At 66.6% G+C, this 17188-nt stretch carries 9 protein-coding genes; 5 read left to right on the forward strand and 4 right to left on the reverse strand.

Going from position 1 to position 17188, the window contains the following annotated elements; genetic code table 11:
• Nucleotides 1-81 precede the first annotated feature (81 nt).
• Complete coding sequence (locus CMC5_RS37275; RefSeq protein WP_245678081.1) at nt 82-2133, forward strand: hypothetical protein; 2052 nt, start codon at nt 82-84, stop codon at nt 2131-2133.
• Nucleotides 2134-2173: 40 nt separating this feature from the next.
• Here the strand turns inward: CMC5_RS37275 and CMC5_RS37280 are convergent, their stop codons facing one another.
• A complete protein-coding gene (locus tag CMC5_RS37280) occupies nt 2174-3490 on the reverse strand; it encodes a hypothetical protein (RefSeq protein WP_050434855.1) in 1317 nt (438 codons plus the stop codon).
• A 149-nt stretch (nt 3491-3639) separates the two neighbouring features.
• Here CMC5_RS37280 and CMC5_RS37285 point away from each other — a divergent pair, with 149 nt between their 5' ends.
• Together CMC5_RS37285 and CMC5_RS37290 are read left to right on the forward strand one after the other, a co-directional pair.
• Nucleotides 3640-4638 carry a diacylglycerol/lipid kinase family protein gene (locus CMC5_RS37285; protein ID WP_050434856.1) on the forward strand — a complete coding sequence of 333 codons (999 nt, stop codon included), beginning with the start codon at nt 3640-3642 and terminating at the stop codon, nt 4636-4638.
• 34 nt (nt 4639-4672) lie between these two features.
• Complete coding sequence (locus tag CMC5_RS37290; protein ID WP_082363146.1) at nt 4673-5698, forward strand: acyl-CoA desaturase; 1026 nt, start codon at nt 4673-4675, stop codon at nt 5696-5698.
• Nucleotides 5699-6405: 707 nt separating this feature from the next.
• Here the strand turns inward: CMC5_RS37290 and CMC5_RS37295 are convergent.
• Complete coding sequence (locus CMC5_RS37295) at nt 6406-8091, reverse strand: CTP synthase (protein ID WP_050434857.1); 1686 nt, start codon at nt 8089-8091, stop codon at nt 6406-6408.
• 414 nt (nt 8092-8505) lie between these two features.
• A complete protein-coding gene (locus tag CMC5_RS37300) occupies nt 8506-12279 on the reverse strand; it encodes a DUF3857 domain-containing protein (protein ID WP_050434858.1) in 3774 nt (1257 codons plus the stop codon).
• A 420-nt stretch (nt 12280-12699) separates the two neighbouring features.
• Between CMC5_RS37300 and CMC5_RS37305 the strand changes: the two genes are divergently transcribed.
• Nucleotides 12700-13182, forward strand: a complete 483-nt coding sequence (locus CMC5_RS37305) for a roadblock/LC7 domain-containing protein (protein ID WP_012239856.1) — start codon at nt 12700-12702, stop codon at nt 13180-13182.
• A gap of 11 nt (nt 13183-13193) precedes the next feature.
• Nucleotides 13194-13784: a GTP-binding protein gene (locus CMC5_RS37310; RefSeq protein WP_050434859.1), complete on the forward strand. Its 591-nt coding sequence runs from the start codon at nt 13194-13196 to the stop codon at nt 13782-13784.
• Between the two features lie 349 nt (nt 13785-14133).
• On the opposite strand, the gene tssM is transcribed toward CMC5_RS37310, so the two are convergent.
• Nucleotides 14134-17034 carry a type VI secretion system membrane subunit TssM gene (gene tssM / locus CMC5_RS37315; RefSeq protein WP_050434860.1) on the reverse strand — a complete coding sequence of 967 codons (2901 nt, stop codon included), beginning with the start codon at nt 17032-17034 and terminating at the stop codon, nt 14134-14136.
• Between the last annotated feature and the right edge of the window lie 154 nt (nt 17035-17188).

Genomic DNA, 17188 nt, shown 5'->3' on the forward strand with positions numbered 1-17188 from the left:
GCGTCGCGACGCTCACCATCTCCCTCTCGGGGCCCAGAGGAGCGTCGCCAAGACGTCGAACGGGCATGGTACAAGGCCAGCGTGTCGAGCCGTACCCTCGCTCCCGCGCTGTGCCTGCTCCTTGCTGGTGCCCTCATGGCACCCCCGGCAGCGGCGGTCGAGGTCGGCACCCTCGACGGCAAACCCGTCACGCTCGACGTGACGAACACCGCCGTCGTCGATTATCGCTTCGACAACCGCAATGACGATCCGCGCTATCCCACGCGCTACGTCGACGACGAGTTCGGCGAGTGGATCGATCGCTTCAACGTGCAGCTCCTCTGGTGGCGCTTCCAGCTCGGCGTCCGCATCGACGCGGCCACCTACTTCATCGTTCCCTCGGTGGGAGACGCCGAGCTTCAGCGCCTCATCGCCACGAACGAGGTGGCCTTCGGCAGGCCCGCGCTGCTCCGCGAGCTGAACACCCGCTTCCTCAACACCTATTATCCCGCCAAGCTCAACCTCGCCTACAACCAGCCGGGCCTCGAGGTCACCGTCGGCGACTTCTACGCCCAGCTCGGCCGCGGCCTCGTCTTCAGCGTGCGCAAGCTGGACGAGCTGGCCATCGACACCACGGTGCGCGGCGGGAAGGTGGCTGCCAGCCGGGAGTTCGGACCCGTGCGCCTGGGCAGCACCCTCTTCGGGGGCCAGATGAACCCCCTGCGCGTCGACGAGGTGAGCGGGCGCCGCCTCCACGGAGACGGCTCTCCGCTGTTCTTCGGCTTCCCCGGCCGCGGCAGTGTCAATGATCTCGAGAACGTCGAGGCCTACGCCGACAGCCAGGGCAACCCGGTGAACGTCACCCAGCTCGGGCGCCCCAGCTACCTGGAGGACAGCGTCCTCGGTGGGCGCCTCGAAGGCGGGACCGAGCACGTGCAGCTCGCGCTGAACGGGGCGATGCTCTTCCGCAAGTCCTACGCCCGCGAATACCTCGACTGCATCGCGCGCGGCGAAGACGAGATCCAGAGCGGCAGCGTGCTGATCACCGGCCGCTGCGCCAACCAGTACCCCGAGTTCACGCGGAACAACCCCGCCCGCCTTCACGATGCCGTCCGCAATTTCGGCGGCTCGATCAGCGTTCCCTCGCTCGGAGGCCACGGCGATCTCTACGTCGAGGTGGTGGGGCAGCAGCTCCGGGACGGCCGCCTCGACTCGACGGGCACCCCGGCCGAAGACCTCTCCGGCTACGCCGTGTACGCCGCGGCGAACGCCCGCGGGGGTCCTCTCTCCGTGTCACTCGAAGGGAAGCACTACCGGAGCTTCTTCCCGCTCGCAGCCAACATCGATGCCGATCCGGTCTCCGGCATCGGCTTCGGCGCACCGGAGTTCAGCCTCGTCAACTACAGCCAGCCACCGACCGCCGAGCCCATTTACATCGAGCCCATCGGCGCCCCCAACGTGTGCATCACGGCGGGCCGCTCACGCGTCGACTACCGCTTCGACCGCGAGACCGCCGTGTACGCATGGCTCGGTCGGTACATCAGCTGGTCCGAGCTGAACCCCGAGAATGCCACCTGTGACACCTCGAAGGGCAACCAGACGAACGCCTGGGATTACGGCGCCGGGACCGACCTGGAGTTCGAGCGAGGCCGCTCTCACGCCCGCGTCTGGGCCGGCGTCAGGCACACCGAGACCGCTCAGCCCTACAGCGGCTTCGTCGGTGGCGAGGGCGACATCTTCTACAGCGAGACCTACGTGCGGTACGACATCGTGAAGCACCTGACCGGCCCGTTCTCGCTGCAGTTTCAGGGTAACCATCGGCGCCGCTACCGCCCCGAGAACTTCGTCAGCTGGTGGATCGAGGGCGAGAACTACACCGCGCTCCAGTGGGCGCCGAACCTCGTCGGCATCTTCGGCGTCGAGTACACCTCGCAAGAAGGATGCGAGCCCGGCCGCACCGAAGGGTTCTGCCACTACTTCAACGGCGGCCTTCAGTGGAAGTCGACGAACCACGAGACGCTCGCCGAGCAGATCTTCGACACCGTCAACCTCTTCGTCGGGCAGCGACGCGGCGGCTTGCGCTGCGTGTCGGGCGTGTGCCGTTTTTTCCCGCCGCTCGAAGGTGTCCGCCTCGAGCTCGTCTCGCGCTTCTGACGTCGAGACACGTCGAGGCACACGGCGAGCCCCCCGACGATCAACGCCCTGAAAGGATCGCGCAGGCGACCACGGTGCGGACGCGCGGATCGGCATCCGCGAGCAGCGGCGCCGCGCGCCCCCACTCTTCCAGCTCGACGAGGTGGACACCGGCCTCTTCGCGCAGCCGCGCATCCTTCGAAGGCACGTCGCGCGCAAGGAACGGGACGACCTCCCGCACTCCCGCGCGTGCGAGCATCCCCTTGGCTTGACTCGCCTGATTCGAGCTTCCCCCCGCGATCTTCAGGAGCTGGGGCATCACGCGCGCTCGGCCGGGGGCCGGCGGCGTCGCCTCGAGGTCACGCGCCAGAGCGGCCAGCGCCACGACCGGATCCTTGTCGGTCTGCGCCTTCGTCACGACAGCGCGCGCCGTCGGCGCGTCGAGCGGAATGACGCGGAGCGCGTACACCCGATCCCGAGTGAGCCCACTCTCGACCGCGCGCACCAGGACGCCCAGCGCATCTGCCGACGCTTCCTGTGCGACAGTGCGGACCAACGCTGCCGCCGCCGCGATCGCCGGCGCCCCTTGCTGCGTGGCGATCACCCATTGCAGCTCTCGTGTTCCCCCTGCCTCCAGGGACGCTGGCGCAGCCCACGCCTCCACGATGCCCTGCCGCAGCGGCTCGTCTCCTCGCACCCACAGATCCTTCAAGGCGAGCACCACCGCCTCGCCTCCGATGCGCGACACCGCCCGGAGCGCGAGGGAGCGCGCCATCGGGTTCGGATCGTGTCGGGCCACATCGAGGAGAGCCTGTCGATCGTTCGGATCCGCCGTCAGGATCGACGCTCGCAGCGCCGCCGTCCGCACGTGCTCGTCTCCGTCGAGCAGCCGTGCCCGCCGCATCGGCCCATCCGCCCCCTTCATCAGCGTGCGCGCGTACACCGCGCGGAACCCGCCCTCCACCTCCAGCGGCCGCTGCGTCATGTCCCGACCGGCATGCTCACGCAGCGTGTCGACGTCCGCGAGTCCACCATCGAGCAGGATCATCGCCGCGAGCGGTGCCAGAGCGTCTTCCCCGAGCGCGCGCTCGCTCAGCTCCGATCGCAGCGCGCGAGCACAGGGGCGAAGCTCCCGCAGCCGGTGCTCGCCTTCAGGGTAGGCCGCACGTCGAACCTCCCCCTCGGCCAGCGCCTGAGCCACCTCACGCGCGTCCTGCGCACCGAAGGCCCCGCGTCGAAGCTCCTCCGCAAGGAGCCCACGCAGCTCCCCGAGCCGCCCCCCTGCAGCCGCCCGCGCCGGAGCAGAAGCCCCGCACCCGGCAGCGCAAGCGAGCAGAACGCCACCCATCAGGAAATTTCGAACGACGGCGCGAAGCATGCAGACGCTTCATACCGCGGCGATGCGCCGGAGCGAAGCCGACTGGCGCTCCTTCGCGGCCGAGCAGAGGACCGATCCGGGGTGCACGGCACGGCGACGTCGGGCGCGTGTTCGTCTAGCCTGGCCCGCCTCGACGCCTCCCCCTCTCCATGCGCATCGACGTCATCGTCAACACGACGGCCCGGAAGCTCCGGACGAACCCCGCCCTCCTCCGACGCATGGCCACCTCGTGCGGCCGCCATGCCACGCTGCACCCCACACGGACTTCGGCCCAGCTCGGCGCGGTCTGTCAGTCGATCGCCGACCGCGGCACCGATCTGATCGTCTTTTCCGGTGGGGATGGCAGCTACATGGCTGGCATCACGGCCTTGACCCGGACCCTCGGCGACGACGCCCTGCCGCCCATCGCGCTGCTCCCTGGCGGCACCGTCTCCACGGTGGCCCGCAACTGGGGGATGACCGGTGATCCTGCCGAACTCCTGGAGAGGCTCCTCGACCAGGTCAGACGCGGCACCGCGCCCCTGGACTTCGAGCCGCGCCCGACCTTGCGCGTCCACGCGACCACCACCGAGGGGGTCGAGGCGAGGACCGGCTTCATCTTCGGGACGGGCCTCGTCGCCAAGTTCTTCGACCTCTATTACGCCGGCGGCGCCGAGGGCTACACCACCGCGGCCCGGATCACGGCGCGCGTCCTCCTCGAGTCCTTCTTCGATGGCGCCTATGCGCGTCAGGTCCTCGATCCGCTCCCGTGCCGGATCGAGGTCGACGGACGCCCGCTGGCCCCGGCCTCCTGGTCCCTCGTCGTCGCCTCCGTGGTCCCCGACCTGGGACTGAACATGCGCGTCACCTACCGCGCGGGCGAAGATCCCCAGCGCCTGCACTGCGTCGCCAGCCCTCTCCCGTCCCGACAACTGAGCCCGCGCATCACCCGCGTGCTCTCGGGCCGCTCCATCGGCGGCGACGGACATTTCGACGACCTGGCCCACCGGCTCGCGATCCAGGCCGAAGGTGGCTTCCCCTACATCCTCGACGGCGACCGCCTCCAGGCCCGACGGGTGGAGGTCACCGCGGGCCCCCTTCTCCGTCTCGTGTCCTCCTCCTCCATGAGGGACAGCGCGAGGGACGGGCCTGGCATGACCCAAAAATGACTCACGCAGGGAGGACCGACGACACGCACCGTCGATGCTCATCGACCACGTGAGCGACCTCGAAGCCTCCTCCAGTCAGCCATCCAGCCCACCTCCTGCTGCCGGCACCGTCCGGATCGCCGGCCCCAAACCGCCGCCCACCTTCGGCCAGTGGGTCAACGTCACGGCCATCCTTCTCATCCACGTGGGCACGGTGATCGCGCTCATGCGTGGCGTGACCTGGAAGCTCGTCGCCCTGGCCGTCGCCAGCTACGTCGTGCGCATGTTCGCCATCACGGCGGGCTACCACCGCTACTTCTCGCACCGCAGCTACAAGACGAGCCGCGCCTTCCAGCTCTTCCTCGGCTTCCTCGGCACGACGGCCGTCCAGAAGGGCCCGCTCTGGTGGGCCTCGACCCACCGGGTCCACCACCGCTTCTCGGACACCGAGCGCGACGTCCACAGCCCCCTGCAGCGCGGCTTCTGGTACTCGCACATGGGCTGGTGGCTCGGCCGTGAGCACGAGCATACCGACCTGGAGAAGGTCCCCGACTTCGCCGCATACCCCGAGCTGCGCTGGCTCGATCGCAACCACATCGTGGGTCCCGCCGTGCTCATCGCCGGACTCTGGCTCGCTGGCGGCTACGACGCCTTCCTGTGGGGCTTCGTGGTCTCCACCTGCGCCCTGATGCACGGGACGTTCACCATCAACTCCCTGGCCCACGTCATCGGCCGCCGCCGCTACGCGACCACGGACACCAGCCGCAACAACTTCGTGCTCGCCCTCATCACCCTCGGCGAGGGGTGGCACAACAACCATCACCACTACATGAACAGCGCCAACCAGGGCTTCTTCTGGTGGGAGATCGACATCAGCTACTACGTGCTGCGCGCCCTGGAGTCCGTCTCCCTCATCTGGGATGTGCGGCGCCCACCGGCTCAGGTGCTCCGACGCAACCTGCTTTCGGAGGTCGGTGAGCGCGCCCCACTGCTTCTGAAGCCGAAGAAGCAGAAGACGAGAGAGTTCTCCTCGCCTGTCCCGACCCCCGCCCCTCACGTAACCCAGCACACCGCTTCCTGACGCTCGCGTCACGGAACGCCCGCGGCTCCGACCGTCCAGGTGATGGACGGTACGGAGCCCCTCAGCCCTGGCTCGACGCGGCCACGGCTCGTCACGAGCCCTCCAGCAAGAGCGCGAAGACGAGCAGGTAGGGCATCCCAGACCTAGGGTTCCCGAAGGCTCACAATCAGGACATCACTCCTCGGGTCCACGACCCACTTTCTCAACGCCAGAGAGCCGACGACGCTGGGTCGGAGGACCTAGACCACTAGGTCGGAGGACCTAGACCGCTGGGTCAGAAGACCCACGCCTCCAGGTCCCTCACCGCCTTCACGGCGACTGGAGATTGAGACATCTCGATCCGCCATCACGTCCAAGGCATCGGAAGACCCAGACCACTGGGTCGGAGGACCTAGACCACTGGGTCGGAGGACCTAGACCACGGAGTCGGAGGACCCAGGTCTCCAGGTCCCTCACCGCCTTCACGGCGGCCGAGGATCGAGACCACGCGATCCGCCACCGCCTTCACGGCCTTGGATGACCGAGAGCGCTGGGTCGGAGGACCTGGACGTCCAGGTCACCCACCGCCTGCATGGCGTCCGATGACCGAGAGCTCTGGGGTCGAGGACCGAGACCTCTGGGTTGGAGGGCCGAGACCCTTGGGTCCACGACCGCCTCTACGGCGTCGGGTCCCTTCGAGGGTCCCGTCGTTCGACGAGTCTGCTGGATCAGTTGATGGTGGAGCTGGGCTGCTGTCCTTGCGACAGCTCTCCGGACTTGGCGCGCTCGACGACGCGGCTGCGCTGACGCTCCAGCGCTGCACGGACGAAGCGGGCGAAGAGCGGGTGCGCGTTGTGCGGGCGGCTCTTGAACTCCGGGTGGAACTGGCAGCCCACGAAATAAGGATGGTCACGCAGCTCGATCATCTCCACGAGGCGCTGATCGGGAGAAGTCCCCGAGAAAATCAGGCCCTTCTGCGTCAGCGGGTCGCGGTACTTGTTCGAGAACTCGTAGCGATGGCGGTGCCGCTCGCTGATGCTCGTCACGCCGTACACGTCTGCGGCGATGGTCCCCTTTTCGAGCACGCACGGGTAGGCGCCGAGACGCATCGTCCCGCCCTTCTCGATCACACCGCGCTGATCGGGCATGAGATCGATGACGGCGTGCGGGGTGGCGCTGTCGAACTCGCTCGAGTTCGCGCCGGTCAGGCCGCAGATGTGACGCGCGAACTCGACGACGGCGAGCTGCATGCCCAGGCAGATGCCGAAGAAGGGGATCTTCTGCTCGCGAGCATAGCGGATCGCCTGGATCTTCCCCTCGGTTCCGCGATCGCCGAAGCCACCGGGGACGAGGATGGCGTCGAGGCGACCGAGGCGCTCGGCGACCGCTGCACTGTCGAGCTGCTGGATCTGCTCCGAGTCGATGTATTCGAGTTCGAGGCCGACGTCGTTGTAGAGACCGCCGTGCACCAGGGCCTCGTGCAGCGACTTGTACGAGTCGCGGAGGTGTACGTACTTCCCGACGACGCCGACGCGCACGGAGCCGCGGGACGGCTTCTTGAAGCGCTCGACGATCCGCTGCCAGGCGGAGAGATCGGGCTGCCGTGCCCAGATGTTGAGCAGCTCGGCAAGCTTCTCGTCGAGGCCCTCGGCGTGGAGCGCCAAGGGAAGCTCGTAGATGCAGCCGACGTCGATCGCGGCGATGACGCAGTCGACCGGCACATTCGAGAAGAGCGCGATCTTGTCCTTGATGTCGCGGGGAAGAGGGCGATCACAGCGGCACAGGAGGATGTCCGGCTGGATGCCGATGGCCCGCATCTCCTTCACGGCGTGCTGGGTCGGCTTCGTCTTGATCTCGCCGGAGGTGGAGATGAAGGGGACGAGCGTGACGTGCACGGAGAGCGCGTTCTGGGAGCCCGATTCCACCTTGAGCTGTCGAATCGCCTCGATGAACGGCAGGGACTCGATGTCGCCCACGGTGCCACCGATCTCGACGATGGCCACGTCGGCGCCGTCGGCGGCGGCACGAATGCGAAGCTTGATCTCGTCGGTCACGTGCGGAATGACCTGCACGGTCGCACCGAGGTATTCGCCGCGGCGCTCTTTGGAAATCACCGCCTCGTAAATGCGGCCGGTGGTGAAGTTGTTCTGGCGTGTCATTCGCGCGAGCGTGAACCGCTCGTAATGACCCAAATCGAGATCGGTCTCGGCGCCGTCGTCCGTCACGAAGACCTCGCCGTGCTGGTAGGGCGACATCGTGCCGGGATCGACGTTGATGTAGGGATCGAGCTTGATGTGCGTGACGCGGAGCCCGCGGGTCTCCATGAGCGCGCCGATCGAAGCCGCAGCAAGCCCCTTTCCGATGGAGGAAACAACCCCGCCTGTGACGAAGACGAACTTGGTCCGCTTGCTCATGACTCTTGGCTCCGCGGCGCGGCGTTTCCGCCAGCCGGCCTGTGTACCTTCTTCACCTGGGTGCCCCCGCGCAGATCGTGCGAGTCCGAGGCACGCCTGCCAGGTGGACTCCCAGAGGCGAAGACCGCGGGCATTCTAGGCTGTCGTGGGAACACGTCAACGAACCTCCTGTTCCGTCAGTAGGGGAAGCAGGGCTGTCTGTACCAGACTCGACCCCGCGCGGGCTACCGATGGGTCGCGTCGAGCGCGTCGGCGTGCTCCCTCCAAGGACGACGCAGCACGCACGGCTGCGGTGGCGTCGAAGGGGCAACCTCGACCGGATGAGCAGCGGCGCCGTGACGCAGCCAACACCGTGAGTTTTGACGGAATTTCAGGGTGTCGCCGAGGGAGTCGGGCGGCGACGGGCGGGCGCGTTCACAGGCCGACGACCAACCGCTGACCAAATGCGCGGTCGACCGTCTCGCAGAACGCAAGAAATTCCTTGTACTCGGCCGGTGTGATGCGCGCCTTCGAGAGGTTGAGCCGACTCTTCACCACCACCTTGCTCGGCGTCTCCTCGACCGTGATGGCGAAGCTGCCGAACGGCGAGTCCACGTTCTGCACGAGCGGCATGCGGAGCACGCGCATGTTCGCAGGCAAAATGAACGTCCACTCTTCCTCTCGCGACGTGAGGGAGGACAGGACGAGGTCGAGCTTGCGGGTCGACAGCGAGCCATAGTCCGCGGCCATGTTTTGCTGCGGGACGGCGGGGACCGAGAGTTTGTCGCCCTCACGCCTTCCCAGCGAGGCGATCTGCCCGCGTGCGCGCAACTGGACGGGCTTCTCGATGTCCTCCAAGTCGCTCACGTCGAGTCCGTTCTTTCCCGCGAGCAGGTCGACCGTCCCGAAGTCGGATGCGATGTCCTGCGCCACCCGAGCGCGCCGCGTCCCTTCGGCCATGAACCGGGTTCGCCACTGGGGAGCGAAGACGCCGGTGACCTCGGTCTCGACCTTCAGGCGCGCAGACGTGTCGGTGGAGAGAACCAGCTCGACGTGCCGTCGCAGCACCGATGCGGAAGGTGGGGGCTGCGGCAGACGAACGAGCTTCGGTTTTCCTTCGTTGATCTGGAGAGCGATGGCGCCTCGATCCATCGCGGGCAGCTCCATCGAGCCCGTGTGCTCGGCGGTGCCGTCGAGGTAGAGGTCGAGGGAGGGGACATACGCGATGGCGTGATCGAAGGGCGAGAGCCCTGCCGGCTCGGACGGGATGAGGCCGCGGAGGCCGGTGCGCACGAGGACGATGGTGGAGGGGATGCCCAGCTCTCTGAGCATGGTGACGATGAGGGTCGCCTTGTCCTTGCAGTCACCCCACCCGCGGGCGAGCGTCTGGGCCGCTCGACGAGGTCGGATCCCTTCGAGGCCGAACTCCAGCGCGACGTAGCGCGCCTCGGTCGCGTACTTGTAGACCGCGCGGACCTTGCTCCGATCGTCGGTGAGGCCCGCCGTGATCTCGCGGGTCTTCTTGCGCACCTCGTCGTCGACGTCGAACTGATGCCGGACCAGGCCCCAGTACCAGGTGCCCACGTCGTCCCATGATTTGAACGTGGAGACGTGGATGTGCCCGAGCACCTCCGCCCAGGCAGGCATGCCAGGCTCGGGCGCGAGCGGCGGGAGCTGGTTCGCGACCATGCGGTAGATGCGCTGGTCGGAGGTCTCCTTCACATCGCGGGTGAGGCCGGGAAGGCCCGTGGCCCGGACGTCGAACCACTTCGCTTTCGGCGTGATCAGCACGTACTCGCTGCTCCCCACCGGCTCGTCGCTCTGGAGGTACTCGATCTCGCCGAAGTGATCGGCCATCTCGTTGCGCGGGCTGACGTCCTCGATGCGGTAGCGCAGCTCGACGACGTCCCCGGCGTTGAGGCGAGGGAAGCTGACGTAGAAGGTGCGCGCCGACGTGTACATCGAGATGTCGGGGTTGTTCACGGCGCCCTCGCCGTTCTCGATGGCCTCGTCGACCTTGCCATCGCGGCGGAACACCCGCGCCGCACGCACCGTCACCACCTGTCGATCCCCCTGGTAGTCGAAGGTGTACTGGCGGGCACGCGCGGCGGCTTCGTCGGTGAGGGGCTGGAAGACGACCTGCTTGAAGCGGCTCGCCAGACCGTTGGGAAACACGGTGGTGACGGTGAGGTTCCGGAGGGTCCGGCGCGGGTACGACTTCCCGGCGGCCTCGCGGAGGCGGAGAAACTGCTCGGGCGTCCACGCGTACGCCTCGTCGGCGCGCGGCTTGGCGGGAGCGAGGTTCTCGATGTACTCCCGCACGTCCTTCGCCTGGGGGCTGATCGAGGTGATCAGCCGCAGGGTCTCGAGCTGCTTCGCGCGATCTCCTCGGTCGCCGAAGTGGTCCGACAAGAGGCGCAGCGTCGCGAGGTCTTCCGGGGCGAGAGCGCGGGCCGCTTCGAGCGAGGCGAGGGCGCGATCCCGCTGGCCGAGCGCGCCATAGGCCCGGGCCGCCACGGTCTGAGACCAGACCGCGTCGTGCTCCACGGCGAGGAAGCGATCGAGCCAGCGTTTCGCTCCACCGTCGTCGTGACGCGCCACGGCCAGGTCGACGAGGTCGATGAGCAAGGGCGAGTCGTCGAAGCGGAGCGCCGCGTGGCGCGCCTCGACTTCGGAGGCCTCCCGATCGCGCCCCAGGGAGCGGAGCTGAGAGGTGTAGGCACGCAGCAGAGAGACGCTCTGGGGCTGGCGGTTGACCGCATCCTCCAGGATGGAGAGCGCCGTCCGCTGCAGACCCGCTTGTGTGTAGAGATCGGCGAAGCCGAGGAGGCCGATGGCGTGGTCCGGTTGCAGGGCGAGGATGCGCTCGTAGATCGGGACGGCATCACGCCAGTTGGGCCCCGTCTGCGCCAGACGCGCCTCCGCGAGCAAGATCTCGATGTCGTCGGTCGTCGTGAGCGCAGCCGCCCGCTGCACCCACATGCTTTGCTGATTTCGATCCTCGGCGAGCTGCCCCGCGAGGAGGTAGCGCCGGACGGTGGGCTCCGCCTCGGCCGCACGGCGAGCGAGATCGCGCGCCTGGTGCGTCCCCTCGGCGTCACCACCGGTGAGCATCAGGTAACGCGCGAAGGCCTCGGTGATCCGGGGCGAAGGTCGCCCCTCGGAGGCGCTCTCGAACGCCTGCTGCGCTCCCAGGAGGCTCGACCTGGGCTTCTGCGCAGCGCGAGGAGCAGGAGCTTGCGGAGCCGTCGCCGGTTGCGTCTCCAGCTCCGCAGAGACCTCGACGTTCGGATCCGGGGCGCCCTTGTCGTCCGCGACGCGGAGGGCGAACTTGGGAGCGGACGCCGATCCGCACACCTTGATGGTGAGACGCCCGTAGCCCGACCCGAGCGAGGCGACGGTCGCGTGGCGGTCGACGTCGAGCTTGCGATAGCCGCTGTCCGAGAGGACGTTTTCGCCGTTCCAGAAGAGCTTGAATGCGCCCTCCGACCCGACCCATAGCGACATGGGCCGCGGGGACGGGCTGCCCTTGCGGGCCTTCAGGAATGTCGTCGCGTACGCGCAGCTCGATTCGGCAGGACGGATGAGATTGCCGAAATCGAGCCAGCCATAGAATGGAAAGGCGGGCGGGAGGCGCCACCGCGTGCTGCGCTCCCGGCCATCGTAGGTCTGCCCCGCCAGAATCGCTTTTCCGATGTCCGCCTCGGGGCCGAATTCTCGCTCGAAGCCGACCTTGTTCTCGTTATCGAAGGGCCCCACGGTGGCCCAATCACGGATGAACCCGAGGCGCCGGATCTGAGCCGCCGAGCCCTCGAGATCACCTCGTCGTCGCCGCGCATAGGACGAGAGCAGGCCGGCGTAGACGCGGGCCGAGGGCGAAAGGCCTTTCGCTTCCGCGAGGACGTGCAGCGTCTCCTCCACCTGATCGGGATCGGCGCGATCCCAGGTGCGCCAGATCTCGCGGAGGAGCACGTAAATCTCGGGGCCTTTCGCCTGGCGCGCCTGCTGGGCGAGGTCGTGGAGCTCGGCGGAGGGCGCTCCCGGCTGGGCGACCGCAATGGAAGGGGAGAGCGCCACGCCGCCACCGATGAGCGCAGAGATGGCGGCTGCGAGCCCCCTCGGACCGAGCACGGACCCGAGCACGAGTGGCGTCCGTCGGCGCGAGGAGATGTAGGCACGCGTGGGTTTCCCCGACAAGGCGGCTCGCATGGGGCGCACGCTAGCCTGCCTGGGACGACGTCGGTCAAGAACTACGGGCGGTACGGGTGAACCGGCTGCCACGGAGACGATCCAGCCAGGCTCTGGTGGTGACTCATGCTACACCAGACAGACAGGGACGGTCTCCCGGGCCCGGAGCGGTTACGCGCGGTTCTGGGAAGGGCCACCTTGCTCCCTCGTGCCCCCTTCGGATAGAACGGTCCCGAGATGCACTCGGTGCTCGGTCGAGTCCCTTCGCACCGCGCGCCACTGCGTAAAGAAGTCTAGGCTGAACGGCGTACACGGTCCCGCGATCGCGAGACCAGTCTGATGTGATGAGGAGGGCCCACAGGGGTGCCCTCCCATCTGGGGCCGCTGGGGTAGCATCCAAGATGCTCCAGGTCCCATCGCGAGAGCGCTGGCGGAGGAACGATGGTCAACCCTCAGATGGTGATGTACGAGGAGGAGTTCAATCAGATCCAGAGCGTGGTGGATCGCCTCGTCAAGGACGCCAACGCAAAGGTCGTGTTCATCGTCGACAAAAACGGGCAATTGATTGCCGCGAGCGGCGATGTCGACAACCTTGACACAACGTCCCTTGCGTCGCTGACAGCGGGCAACATCGCGGCGACCGGCGGCATGGCGAAGCTCCTCAAGGAGAACGAGTTCGCCACCCAGTTCCACGAAGGTGAGAAGGCCAACATCCACATTCAGCTGGTTGGTAACCGCGTCATCCTCGTGGTGATCTTCGACTCCAAGTCGAGTCTCGGTCTCGTCCGGCTCCGCGTGCGAAAGGCAAGCGAAGAACTCAACCACATTTTTGAGGCACTGCTCAAAAAGGTTCAGGAGCCCGGCGCGGACTCACCGTTCGCCGAGATCACCGACGAGGACATCGACAACCTGTTCAACGACTAGGAGCGCGCTCGATGAGCTTCATCAACTACATGGCGCGCGAGATCAACTGCAAGATCGTCTACTACGGCCCTGGCCTGTGCGGGAAGACGACGAACCTGCAGTACATCTACGAGCGCACCAATCCGGAAGCGAAGGGCAAGATGATCTCCCTCGCGACGGAGACCGACCGGACTCTGTTCTTCGATTTCTTGCCGCTCGCCCTCGGTGAGATTCGCGGCTTCAAGACGCGGTTTCACCTGTACACCGTTCCCGGACAGGTGTTCTACGACGCGAGCCGGAAGCTGATCCTCAAGGGAGTCGATGGGGTCGTGTTCGTGGCCGATTCTCAGGTTGCACGCGTCGAAGCGAACCAGGAGTCGGTGGAGAACCTGCGGACCAATCTGGCGGAGCAGGGATACTCGCTGGACAAGATTCCCTACGTCATCCAGTACAACAAACGCGATCTGCCGGAGATCGGGACGGTTCCGGAGCTGCGCCAGCTGCTCAATCCTCTGGGCGTCCCTGACTTCGAGGGAGTCGCACGCACCGGCGTGGGCGTCTTCGACACCCTCAAGGCGGTAGCGAAGCTGGTCCTGACCGAGCTGAAGAAGGGCGGCCCCTGAGCCGACTTCCGCAACGCCAGGGACATCTGCCCTCCAGCTGGATGTCCATTCCTTCTCTGACACCTTCCAATCAACGGCAACGCATCCAGCGCTCCGGAGCCCCACGCTTCGGGCGCTGATGCCTGTGCCGTGGCGCTCACGAGCGAGCCCGCGCACGGGACCCGAGGAGGAACCCTCGTGGTCCAGGGTGAGCTTCTCGCGGCTCCGAACGGCGGCGACCGGGGTGGCGTGAGCGTGTGATGCGAGGGAGGGGCGGAGGCGGATCGGCACGCCGGATCCTCCGCGTGGCACCGCCCTGCATTGCGCTCGGTGGCGGACAGGAGACCAGTCCGCCAGCCGAAGCGCGTGTCTACTTCATCTGAACGCGAGAGATGGCATTGAGCGGCGGCAGTCGGGCCGCTGCAATGAGGAGGGGATTGATGAGCAGCGGCCGGAGCATCGTCCTCGCTTTTTCGTCGAACGGCTGCAGCAGCGCCTCGGCCTGACGGATCGCGTCGACGAGCTTCTCGGCGATGAACCGAGCGTCGGCATTCGGATTCTGGTCTTCCAGCTTCTGAATGTCATCTCTGACGGATTCGAGGATACGAACGTACTTCGCCAGGGCTGTATCGGTAATCGGGGTTGCCCCACTGCTCGAATTGGGAACACCGAATTCGACCGTCCGCTTGAATTCACCCGGCACGCCACTCAATCGCCCGCGAATCTTCTTCACGTCGATGTTGAACCGGAGTCCGCGCGTCTTCGAGGCCAGCGCCTGGTTGATGCCCTGGTTCATGCGGTCCGTGACGGCCTTGTTGGCGAGCGCTCCCTGATCTCGCTTCCACTGGGTGTGGTCTTCGAGCTGTCGAAGGATACGGAGGTAGGGGTAGTCCGGCTTCGCCAGCTCGGTGAACAGCGCCTTGGCCTCTTTCAAGTTCGCTGGAGAGCGGACCGTGAGATCGGTCATCCACTCGTTCCACTGCTGGATGTAGAGCTGGTCGTAATCGCTCGCGAGGGCGTCCAGGTGCTTCGGGATGCTGTCGGGCTGCTCCTCTCGACCGAGCGGCACCACCCACTGCTCACGCTCGAGCAAACCTGCGCCCTCGGCGATGTTCTCGAGGACGGCGAAGTGTCCCTTCTCCGTGTACGGCCCGTCGACCTCCTTCCAGCGCTTCTCCTTCGTATAGAGCTGGCTGCTCACGTACTTCAGGACGTCGGGGCGGTCGGCGAACATGTCGCCGAGGGTGTGCGGGGGGAACTTCCGGTTCGAGCGGCTGTTGTCGCCGGTCTCGTCGTACTTCTCGTCGATCAGCGAGTTCACGAACAGGTCGTAGTAGCGCTTGCGCACGGGTACGGCCTGGAGCGTGGCGCGCGTCTTCTCGATGAGCTTTGCGTCACCAGGGATGGGGGTGACCTTCTTCTCTTTGAGCAGCTCGAAGTAGTATTTGACGTGGGGACCGAGCTGCTTCCGGAGGTCGGCCTCCGGGAGATTGGAGATGGGGCGCAAGACCTCCGCCCAGAGCGCGGCGTACTTCCCAGAGGCGTAGTCGACGTCGAGGTTCTCGATGTCACCGAGCATCAGGTACGTCTTCAGGTCCGTCCGCTCTCGCAGGTAATGGTCCCCCTTGGTCAGCTGCAGCCGCGCTTCGAGGAGCTGCTTGCAGGGGATGACGAAGCCTTCCTGGAGGCTCTTCACGTAGACCGCGACGGTCGGCCGGTAGATCGTGTCGCCTTCGTACATCGTCCAGCCCATGCCGATGGGCGGGCCGTCTTGTCGGTACGTGTCCACCTCGAGGAGGCGGTCGAGGAGTGGTCGGAGCGTGGTGAGCTTCTCCGAGAGCTGGCGAGGCTCGCCCCACTGGATCTCGGACACGGCGCGCGCCCGAACTTCGGAGTCCCTGAGGAATTCGCGGTTGCGGATGAACGAGGTGATGCCGGGGACAGCGAGGATCACGCCGAGCGCCGCGGCCGCACCGCTCACCGCAAAGCGCATGATCTTCTGCCGCCGGAGCTCGCTGGCGCTGCGGGCCGCGATGTCGGCGTCGGGGAAGACCACGTTCATGAACATGTCGTGAAGGAAGTAGCTCTTCGCTTCGATGGCCTGCTGCGTGGCCGTCTCCTGCGTGCGGATGCCCATGGCGTGACCCATGCGCTGGAGGACACGGTCGAGAGGCCGACCCTCCTGGGTCCCGCTCGTGAAGTAGAAGCCGCGGAAGAGCGGGGTCCCCTGGAATGCGTTGACCATGAACATGGTCGAGATCAACTCGGACAGATTGCGACGGACGCCAGAGAACTCCAGAGGGAACTGGAAGATCTTCTCACGAGCATCGCGGCTGCGTTCCATGACGAGGCGCTTCACCGCGCGGCCGTGCAGGTGCCGCGTGAGCACGTCGAACTCTTCTTCGAAGATGCGCCCCGGATCGGTCTTGTCGGCGCCCATCTTCACCGTGGATCCCCAGGCCTGTGCGCGATCGCTCTTGCGTAGATCGCCGAAAAACTCGGTGAACCCGGCGATGAGGTCGCACTTCGTGAAGAGCACGTAGACCGGGAGGATCATGTGCAGCTGCGTCATGACCTCGTCGATGCGGGCGCGCAGCTTCTTGCCCATCGACTCGATCTGCTGCTCGTTCGCGTCGATGACGTCGGTGATGCTGATGGCGATCAGGATGCCGTTCAGCGGGCGTCTTCCGCGGAACTTCTTCAGCATCTGGAGGAAGGCGATCCACTCGTCATGGTCGTCGGCCTCCGTGGTGTAACGGCCTGCGGTGTCGAGGAGGATCCCCTCGTTCGTGAACCACCAGTCGCAGTTTCGGGTACCGCCGACGCCACGGACGCCACCGCCATTGCGCGGATCCGCATAGGGGAAGACGAGGCCGGAGTGCTTGAGCGCGGTGGTCTTGCCAGCCCCCGGCGGGCCGATGATGGCGTACCAGGGGAGCGAGTAGAGCGCGGCGGTTCCGCTCTTCTTTCCCTTGCCGAGCTTGGAGTTCTTCAGCGCGGCGATGCCGCTCTGCACCTGGCGCTGCAGCTCTTGAATCTCTGCGCGTCGTTCAGGGCGCGCGTTCAGCGCCTGCTGCGCCCCTTGCTGCACGATGGCGCGCTCCATCGCAGACGCCGCACGGCTTGCACGGAAGCGCCTGTAGACGATGAGCGCGACCGCCGCGAGTGCGACGACGACCGTGAGCGCAATGGGAATTGCGAGGTGCAGCTCCAGTGTGAACCAGAGTGCCCACGCGATGAGAATGAGGAGCGCTAGGAGGATCCACCACACAGCGCAACGATACCATCACCGCTGGCGGGGAACAGCATGCGTCGGCGACGTGATCCACAGCCGCGCTCCTCCACGAGGGGGCACCGTGGCGAGCGTCCTGGGCCCCGGAGCGCGAGGTGGAGAGCCGTAGCATCCACTACCTGCGTTCCCCGGG

It is taken from the genome of Chondromyces crocatus (genome assembly GCF_001189295.1).
In the GTDB taxonomy this organism is placed as follows: Bacteria; Myxococcota_A; Polyangia; order Polyangiales; family Polyangiaceae; genus Chondromyces; species Chondromyces crocatus.